Origin of the sequence: Streptomyces sp. NPDC001027 (genome assembly GCF_040299045.1) — a bacterium.
GTDB lineage: Bacteria > Actinomycetota > Actinomycetes > Streptomycetales > Streptomycetaceae > Streptomyces.
On sequence record NZ_JBEPBI010000596.1, the window covers coordinates 1 to 1,269 of the forward strand.

Genomic DNA, 1,269 nt, shown 5'->3' on the forward strand with positions numbered 1-1,269 from the left:
ACCGGAACTGACGGCGGCCGGCCCCTTCTGGGGCGGTTGACACGGAGAGGCCCCGTCCGCGGCGTTCCCGCGACCGGGGCCTCGTCGGCGTGACGCACCGTCACATGCGTGACGCCGTCCACGGCGCCGGGGTGCCAGAGCCTCCTCGGCGTCCGGCGGTGAAAGGTTGGTCCCCGGTGCTGGCACCCATGGCCTACTCGGCGGTATACAAGCCTGGTCGAACGGAACGCCGACCGTCCGGAACGGCGTCGCCGGTCGGCTCGGTGACGAGGGGGAGACTCGATGCAGCACGATGTGCGGACGCGGAGAACGGCCGGTCGGGGCAGAAAGGGCGTCACCTTGCTCGCGGCGCTGGGCAGTTGCGCCCTGGTGGCCGCCTCAGCGGCACCCGTCGCGGCGCACGGCGGAGGCGGAGGCGGAGGGACGACGCGATACGTCGCGCTCGGCGACTCCTACACCTCCGGCCCTCTCATTCCCCGGCAGGTGGACGCCTACTGCGCCCGCTCCGATCACAACTACCCGTCCCTCGTAACCGGTCGGCTGCGGGCGGCCGTCCTGAACGACGTCAGCTGCGGCGGGGCCACGACCGAGAACATGTGGAAGCCGCAGGGAGCCAAGGCCCCTCAGCTCGACGCGGTGGGCCGCAACAGCGACATCGTCTCCGTCCAGATCGGCGGCAACGACATCGGCTTCAGCTCCATCATCGGCACCTGCGCCCAGCTGGCCCCGCAGGACCCCACGGGCAATCCGTGCCAGCGTCACTACAACGCCTCGGGCGTCGACGAGCTCACGGCGGCGATCGCCAGAACCGCTCCGAAGGTCGCCCGGGTGCTGCGGGCCGTGCACGACAGGGCGCCGCATGCCCGCGTCCTCGTCGTCGGCTACCCGGACCTGCTGCCCGACGACGGCAGCGGCTGCGCACCCTCGGTGCCGTTCGCGACGCGCGACTTCCGCTACCTGCGTGACACGGGCAAGCGCCTCAACCTGATGCTGCGTCTGGTCGCGCGCTGGAGCGGCGCGGAGTACGTCGACACCTACGGCCCGACCGTCGGCCACGACATGTGCAAGCCCGCGGACCAGCGATGGATCGAGCCGCTGCGGCCCGCCTCGCCCGCGGCGCCCGCCCACCCCAACGCCAAGGGCGAGGAGGCCATGGCCGGAGCGGTGCTCAAGCGTCTGTCACACCGGCACGGCGGCCGCTGAGCGGCCGGACCCGTCCGAGGGGCCGGGGGCCCGGGCGGCCGGCAGGCCCGGACGCTGGGCCCGGAC

Annotated in this window: 1 protein-coding gene; it reads left to right on the forward strand. The window is 73.1% G+C overall.

Features of this window, described 5'->3' with window-relative positions:
• Positions 1-282: 282 nt before the first annotated feature.
• Positions 283-1,203, forward strand: coding sequence for an SGNH/GDSL hydrolase family protein (locus ABT300_RS44190; protein WP_351688864.1), 921 nt, complete (start codon positions 283-285; stop codon positions 1,201-1,203).
• Positions 1,204-1,269 lie beyond the last annotated feature (66 nt).

Excerpts from the sequence above, each read along its gene's own strand:
- ABT300_RS44190 (WP_351688864.1), top strand. The coding sequence starts at position 283 with ATGCAGCACGATGTGCGGACGCGGAGAACGGCCGGTCGGGGCAGAAAG.